We start from the raw sequence: 7,297 nt of genomic DNA, 5'->3' as shown, positions 1-7,297 counted from the left end.
GGCCCCGGCCTGCCGGCCGGCAGGCCCGTCATCGCCGGTCCCGGCGGGCGGCCTGGGCCGGCCGGGGCCGCGGCGCGCTTGCCGCGTCCCACCGGGCGTAGGCGTCGACGATCTCGCTGACCAGCCGGTGACGCACCACGTCCGTGCTGGTCAGGAGCGCGAAGTGGACGTCGTCGAGCCCGTCGAGGATCTCCCGGACCACCCGCAGACCACTGCGGGTGCCACTGGGCAGGTCCACCTGCGTGACATCCCCGGTCACAACGATCTTGGAGCCGAAGCCGAGACGGGTGAGGAACATCTTCATCTGCTCGACGGAGGTGTTCTGCGCCTCGTCCAGGATGATGAACGCGTCGTTGAGGGTCCGCCCGCGCATGTACGCCAGCGGCGCGACCTCGATGGTGCCGCTCTGGATCAGCCGCGGGATCGAGTCCGGGTCGACCATGTCGTGCAGGGCGTCGTACAGCGGGCGCAGGTACGGGTCGATCTTGTCGTAGAGGGTGCCGGGCAGGAAGCCGAGCCGCTCCCCCGCCTCGACCGCCGGGCGGGTCAGAATGATCCGGTTGACCTGCTTGGACTGCAGCGCCTGCACGGCCTTGGCCATGGCCAGGTACGTCTTGCCGGTACCGGCCGGGCCGATGCCGAACACGATGGTGTGGGCGTCGATCGCGTCCACATAACGCTTCTGGTTGAGCGTCTTCGGCCGGATCGTCCGGCCCCGGCTGGAGAGGATGTTGAGGGTGAGCACCTCGGCCGGGCGTTCCTCGCTGCCGCTGCGCAGCATCGACAGCGAGTGGTCCACGTGGGCGGGGGTGAGCTCGGCCCCGGACTCCAGCACGGCGATCAGCTCGGCGAAGAGCCTGGCCGCCAGCGCGTTCTCCTCCGGCGGGCCGGTGATGGTGATCTCATTGCCCCGGACGTGGACGTCGGACGATAACGCCTGTTCGACGACACGCAACAGCTCGTCCTGGTGGCCGAGCAGGCTCACCATGCTGTGCGCACCGGGGACGACGATGCGCGTGACGGTCCGCTGGTCGGACTGGGAGGTGGAATCGGTCATGGGTTGCGGCCGGCGCCGGCCACGGGACCTCTCGAACGACATGAGTCAGTACGGTCCTTCAGTGTAGCGATCCTCAGGCCGGTCGGACCTCCCGGGCCGGCTGCCGGGCCGGTCGTCGCACTGGCCGTACCAGCACAACAGCCGGCACGACAGGCACAACGAAGGCCGGCGGGACACCGGCCGCGGGCACACCGGGTACATGATCTAACGCTCCCATCGGGACGTGTGGGAGAGGACGACCGCGGCGGCGACCACGCCGGCGGTCGACGTCCGCAGCACGGTGGGACCGAGCCGGGACGGCCGCCCCCCGGCCGCGGCGAACACCTCCAGTTCGACGTCGGTGAGCCCGCCTTCCGGGCCCACCACCACGACGATCTCCGCCGCCCGGGCGCCCGCCGGTCCGCCGGGCGACGCGGCCGCCGCCCGGGCACTGGCCGGCCCGGCGATGGCCGCCGTGGCCGTCATGGCGGCCGTGGCCACTGCCGGGGTGACCGCTGCCGCGCCAGCCACTGCCGTGCTGGTCACTGCCGTGCTGGTCGTCGTCGCCGCGGCGAGTATCCGGGCCAGCGGTTCGGCGGCCTCCTCGTGCAGGACCACGGCGAGTTCGGCCGCGGCGAGCCGGGCGGCGGCGGCGTCGGTGTCGGCGAGCGCGGCGACCCGCGGCCAGAACACCCGCCGCGACTGCTTCGCCGCCTCGCGGGCCGTCGCCGACCAGCGCTCGTGAGCGCGGGCGCCCCGCTCCCCCGCCCAGCGCACGACCGAGCGGGAGGCCGCCCAGGGGACGATCTCGTCGACCCCCACCTCGGTCATGAGCTCGACCGCGAGCTCACCGCGGTCGCCCTTGGCCAGCGCCTGGAGCACCACGAGCCGGGGCAGCCGCGCCGGGTGCACGACCCGGCGCCCCACCGCGCAGTCGAGCTCGTCCCGCCGGCAGCGCACGACCGTGCACTCGGCGACAACGCCACTCCCGTCGGTGACATCCAGCCGTTCGCCGGGACGCAGCCGCCGTACCGTCGCCGCATGCCTGCCCTCGGCGCCGGCCAACGTCAGCTCGGCGGTGTCCGGCACCGGTACCTGGTGGAACAGGGGTGCGGTCAGCGGTCAGGCCGCCCTTCGGGGGTCACCGACGGTCACGCTTACCGGGTGCCACGGGAGCCGCGCAGCCGGGAGAAGAAGCCCTGGCCGTCGGCGGAGCCGTTGCCGCCGGAGATGACCGCCGGCTGCTCCTCGTCCCGCAGCTTCGCCAGTTCGCGCAGCAGCCGCTCCTGCTCGGCGTCGATCCTGGTCGGGGTCTCGACCACGACGTGGATGTGCAGGTGGCCGCGTCCGACCGAACGCAGGTGCGGGATACCCCGGCCGCTCATGGTGATCACGTGGCCGGGCTGGGTGCCGGGCTTGACCGTGATGGTCTCGCTGCCGTCGAGCGTGTCCAGCGTGCAGGTGCTGCCGAGCGCGGCGGCGGTCATCGGGACGCGCAGCTCGCAGTGCAGGTCGTCGCCCTCCCGGGTGAACACCGGATGGGGGCGCTCCTGGACCTCGACGTAGAGGTCGCCGTTGGGGCCACCGCCCGGGCCGACCTCGCCCTCGCCGGACAGCCGGATGCGCATCCCGTCCTCGACCCCGGAAGGGATCTTGACGGTGAGGCTGCGCCGCTTGCGGACCCGGCCGTCGCCGCCGCACTCCCGGCACGGGTGCTCGATCACCGTCCCGGTGGCGCCGCAGCGGGTGCACGGCCTGGAGGTGACCATCTGGCCGAGGAAGGAGCGGGTGACCTGCTGGATCTCCCCGCGCCCGTGGCAGACCGGGCAGGTCACCGGATGGCTGCCCGGCGCCGCGCCGTCCCCGGAGCAGGTACCGCACACCACGGCGGTGTCCACGGTGATGTCCCGGGTCGTGCCGAAGGCGGTCTCGGAGAGGTCGAGCTCGAGACGGAGCAGGGCGTCGTTGCCCCGGCGCACCCGCGAACGCGGCCCGCGGCTGGCACCGCCGCCGAAGAAGGCGTCCATGATGTCGCCGAGGCCGCCGAAGCCGGCTCCGAACGACGACCCGCCGGCTCCCCCGCCGGGCGCCAGCGGATCCCCGCCGAGATCGACGATCTGGCGCTTCTCCGGGTCGGAGAGGACCTCGTAGGCCGCGGTCACGGCCTTGAAGCGGGCCTGCGCCTCCGGGTCGGGGTTGACGTCGGGATGCAGCTCGCGGGCGAGCTTGCGGTAGGCCCGTTTGAGCTCGTCGTTCGAGGCGTCCCGGCGTACGCCGAGCACCTCGTAGTAGTCGGTGGCCATCAGTCGGCACCCAAGAGATCACCCACATACTTGGCGACGGCCTGGACGGCCGCCATGGTTCCTGGATAGTCCATCCGCCTTGGACCGACCACTCCCAGGCCACCCAACGCGGACGCCCCGCGACCGTACCCCGTCGCAACCACCGATGTGGAACGCAACGCATCCACGTTGTTTTCATGGCCAATACGGACCGTGACGGTATCGAGGTCCCGTACCTCGCCGATCAGTTTCAACAGAACGACCTGCTCCTCCAGAGCTTCCAGAAGCGGACGCAGCGTATCGGCAAAGTCGATGGCGGAACGCGTCAGGTTGGCGGTACCCGCCAGAGCGATCCGCTCCTCCGGCTTGTCGACCAGCGCCTCCATCACGACCGTGATCAGCGTGTTCAGGTGTGGACGCAGCCCCGGCCGGGCCTCGTCCGGCAGGTTGGCGACCGCCTCGGGCGCGTCCGCCAGCCGACGCCCGTTCAGCGCCGCGTTGAGCACGGTGCGCAGCTCGCTGACGGTCGGGTCGTCCACCGGCTCGGGTATCTCGACGACCCGCTGCTCGACCCGCCCGGTATCGGTGATCAGTACGAGCAGCAGGCGCACCGGCGTGATTGTCACGATCTCGATGTGCCGGACGCTGCTGCACGACAGCGACGGGTACTGCACGACCGCGACCTGGCGGGTCAGCTGGGCGAGCAGCCGGACCGACCGCCGGACCACGTCGTCGAGGTCGATCGCGCCCTCCAGGAAGCTCTGGATGGCCCGCCGCTCGGCCCGGGACAGCGGTTTGACCCCTGACAGCCGGTCGACGAAGAGGCGGTAGCCTTTGTCCGTGGGAATCCGGCCGGCGCTGGTGTGCGGCTGGGTGATGTAGCCTTCTTCCTCAAGTGCGGACATGTCATTACGGACAGTGGCAGGAGACACCCCGAGCTGGTGGCGCTCGGCCAGCAGCTTGGAGCCCACGGGTTCGTTGCTGAGCACGAACTCCTCGACGATGGCGCGAAGTACGTCCAACCGCCGTTCCTCCAGCACGCCGTATCACCCCTTTGCCACGCTGAAGCCGCCGGGCGAGGTCAGCGACGACCACACGAAGCCGCCGAGGCCGGAAACCCGCTGGCGGGACGCTCTGGCACTCGATTGCCGCGAGTGCCAATTGTAGCTGTCCTGGCGACCAGGCGAGACGGACAAATGTGTCACCGCCACCGGGAACCCCACGCGTGTTTCCGGTGACGGCTGCGGCCGGTCGCGGCTAGTCCGGCAGCAGAGCGTGGATGACGGTGTCGGCGAGCAGCCTGCCGCGCAGGGTCAGCAGGACGCGTCCCGCCGCCAGCGCCGGGGGATCCACCAGCCCGTCCGCGGCGAGCCGGGCGGCCTGGGAGCGCCCCGTGGGAGTGAGCTCCCCGACGGCGAGGCCCTCGGCCAGGCGCACCTCGAGCATGACCCGCTCCATGCGCGCGGCGGCGTCGTCCAGCTCCTCGTGGGCCGCCGCGGGACTCGTGCCCGCGGCGAGCCGCGCGCTGTAGGAGGCCGGATGGCGCACGTTCCACCAGCGGACGCCCCCGACGTGGCTGTGCGCCCCCGGCCCGAAGCCCCACCAGTCCGCGCCCCGCCAGTAGCCGAGGTTGTGCCGGCTGCGGGCGGCGGGCCCGCGCGCCCAGTTGCTGATCTCGTACCAGCCCAGGCCGGCCGCGGTCAGGGCCTCCTCGGCCTGCCGGTAGCGGTCCGCCATGAGATCGTCGTCGGGCGGGAGCAGCTCGCCGCGCCGGATCCGCCGGGCCAGCCGGGTGCCGTCCTCGACGGTCAGCGCGTACGCGCTGACATGGTCGGGCTCGAGCGCGACCACCGCGTCCAGGCTCTCCTGCCAGTCCCGGGCGGACTCACCGGGGGTGCCGTAGATCAGGTCGAGGTTGATGTGGGCGAAGCCGGCCTTGCGCGCCCAGCCGACCACGTCCGGGACGCGCCCGGGGGTGTGCCGGCGGTCGAGCGCGGCGAGCACGTGTGGGCGGGCGCTCTGCATCCCGAACGAGATCCGCGTGTACCCGGCGGCGGCCAGCCGCTCCAGCGCGGCGGCATCCACCGACTCGGGGTTCGCCTCCGTGGTCACCTCGGCGCCGGCGGCGAGACCGAACTCCGTGTCGATCATCCGGAGCAGCAGCGCGAGGTCCTCGGCGGGCAGCAGGGTCGGCGTCCCGCCGCCGACGAAGACCGTCGACACCGCGACGTCGGCCGGGCCGAGAACGGCCCGGGCCAGGCGGAACTCGGCCGCCAGCGTCGCCACGAACGTGCCGATCGCGGCCCCCGGCCCGAGCTCGGTCGCGGTGTAGGTGTTGAAGTCGCAGTAGCCGCAGCGGGCCGCACAGTACGGGACGTGCACGTAGACCCCGAACGGGCGGCTGCCGAGGGTGTCCGTGGCCCGCGCCGGGAGCACACCGTCCCAGCTCTGGAGGCCGCCCCCGGCGGCTGGGGAGCCCGTGCCCCGCGGGCCTCCCGGGTGTGCCGGGTGTGCCGGGCGGCCCGGCTCGCCGGGGCCGGCTGCGCCGGGCTGACCGAGGGCCGGGCCGGCCGTCGAGATGTGCGGCATGACCATAGTGTGCCCGACTCACGACACCGTGCCCGCCTCCAACACGTGCCCGCCTCCAGCGCCCGCCTGCCGTTCGACGGCCGTACGGCCCGCTCACGGGGCGCCCCGGGCCGCGCGGCCCGTGAGCGGGGCGCCCCGGGCCGCAGCCACTCCATGATCTTTATATTATGATCTTTATATTCAGTTATCGGATCTGTCGGATTTAGCCGCCCAATACGGCCGCCGAATACGCCCGGAACCCCACCGCGGCCACGGCCGGTGGCGACGTTGACCTGACATTGATAATCGACTGGTCAATATAGGTGAAGCGTCGTGAGCTCGTGGTCCCGCGTCCGGAAAAATAAATCGCATGAATGACGACGCCGTGCGCGGTGTCCTCGACAACATCGAGGATCTTCTTCCCCCTCACGCGACGGAGTACCGATCCGGCACCCTGGCCGGATCGGCCGGCCCCGCCAGCCATGACGAACCCGCCACCGAACCCATCCGACTGCCCCCTTCGTCCGCACGAACCCCCTGAGCAGCCCGGACAGGCAACACGGACAGCTCAGGAAGCCCGGGCCTCCCGGACCGGCCCGCCTGGCCGCCGGCTCCGGGAGGAATCCCGCGAGGCCGGGGGGAGCACGGCCGCACCGGCGCCCGGAGGGCGGCCGGAGTCACCGCCCAGCCACGGACGGCAGACTTATTTCCCGTTCTTGGACACGTCCGTGGACAGCGCCGCGATGAATGCCTCCTGCGGGACCTCGACGCGGCCGATGGTCTTCATCTTCTTCTTTCCTTCCTTCTGCCGCTCCAGCAGCTTGCGCTTGCGGGTGATGTCACCGCCGTAGCACTTGGCCAGGACGTCCTTGCGGATGGCGCGGATGTTCTCCCGGGCGATGATCCGGCTGCCGATCGCGGCCTGGATCGGTACCTCGAACTGCTGACGCGGGATCAGCTCCCGCAGCCGGGAGGTCATCGCGACCCCGTAGCCGTACGCCTTGTCCTTGTGGACGATCGCGGAGAACGCGTCGACAGCCTCCCCCTGCAGCAGGATGTCGACCTTGACCAGGTCGGCCACCTGCTCGCCGGCCGGCTCGTAGTCGAGGCTGGCGTACCCCCGGGTCTTCGACTTCAGCGCGTCGAAGAAGTCAAAGATGATCTCCCCGAGCGGGAGCCGGTACTTCAGCTCGACCCGGTCGGTCGACAGGTAGTCCATCCCGCCCAGCGTGCCGCGCCGGCCCTGGCAGAGCTCCATGACCTGGCCGACGAAGTCGGACGGCAGCAGCACCATGGCGTCCACGACGGGCTCGTGGACCTCGAAGATCTTGCCCGCCGGCCAGTCGCTCGGGTTGGTGACGATCGTCTCGCCGCCGTCCTCCATGACCACCCGGTAGACCACGTTCGGCGC

6 protein-coding genes and 1 pseudogene are annotated in these 7,297 nt (G+C 71.6%); all 7 read right to left on the bottom strand.

Annotation, left to right across the window (positions count from 1 at the left end; genetic code table 11):
• Window positions 1-28: 28 nt before the first annotated feature.
• Window positions 29-1,057, bottom strand: coding sequence for a PhoH family protein (locus tag NBW84_RS20690; RefSeq protein WP_250286560.1), 1,029 nt, complete (start codon window positions 1,055-1,057; stop codon window positions 29-31).
• 204 nt (window positions 1,058-1,261) lie between these two features.
• Window positions 1,262-2,125, bottom strand: a complete 864-nt coding sequence (locus tag NBW84_RS20685) for a 16S rRNA (uracil(1498)-N(3))-methyltransferase (protein ID WP_250286557.1) — start codon at window positions 2,123-2,125, stop codon at window positions 1,262-1,264.
• 68 nt (window positions 2,126-2,193) lie between these two features.
• On the bottom strand, window positions 2,194-3,339 hold the full coding sequence (dnaJ, locus tag NBW84_RS20680) for a molecular chaperone DnaJ (protein WP_250286556.1): 1,146 nt from the start codon (window positions 3,337-3,339) through the stop codon (window positions 2,194-2,196).
• Entirely contained in the window at window positions 3,339-4,358 is a 1,020-nt protein-coding gene (gene hrcA / locus NBW84_RS20675; RefSeq protein ID WP_250286553.1) for a heat-inducible transcriptional repressor HrcA, read from the bottom strand. Before hrcA ends, dnaJ begins: the two co-directional genes overlap by 1 nt.
• Before the next feature lie 217 nt (window positions 4,359-4,575).
• Complete coding sequence (gene hemW, locus NBW84_RS20670; protein ID WP_250286551.1) at window positions 4,576-5,913, bottom strand: radical SAM family heme chaperone HemW; 1,338 nt, start codon at window positions 5,911-5,913, stop codon at window positions 4,576-4,578.
• 196 nt (window positions 5,914-6,109) lie between these two features.
• Window positions 6,110-6,316, bottom strand: a complete 207-nt coding sequence (locus NBW84_RS20665) for a hypothetical protein (protein ID WP_250286549.1) — start codon at window positions 6,314-6,316, stop codon at window positions 6,110-6,112.
• A 273-nt stretch (window positions 6,317-6,589) separates the two neighbouring features.
• Window positions 6,590-7,297: pseudogene (locus NBW84_RS20660) on the bottom strand (elongation factor 4); the annotation flags it as partial.

The organism is Protofrankia sp. CiP1_Cm_nod2 (genome assembly GCF_920664355.1).
Classification (GTDB): domain Bacteria; phylum Actinomycetota; class Actinomycetes; order Frankiales; family Frankiaceae; genus Protofrankia.
This window is presented reverse-complemented; position numbering and strand designations above follow the sequence as displayed.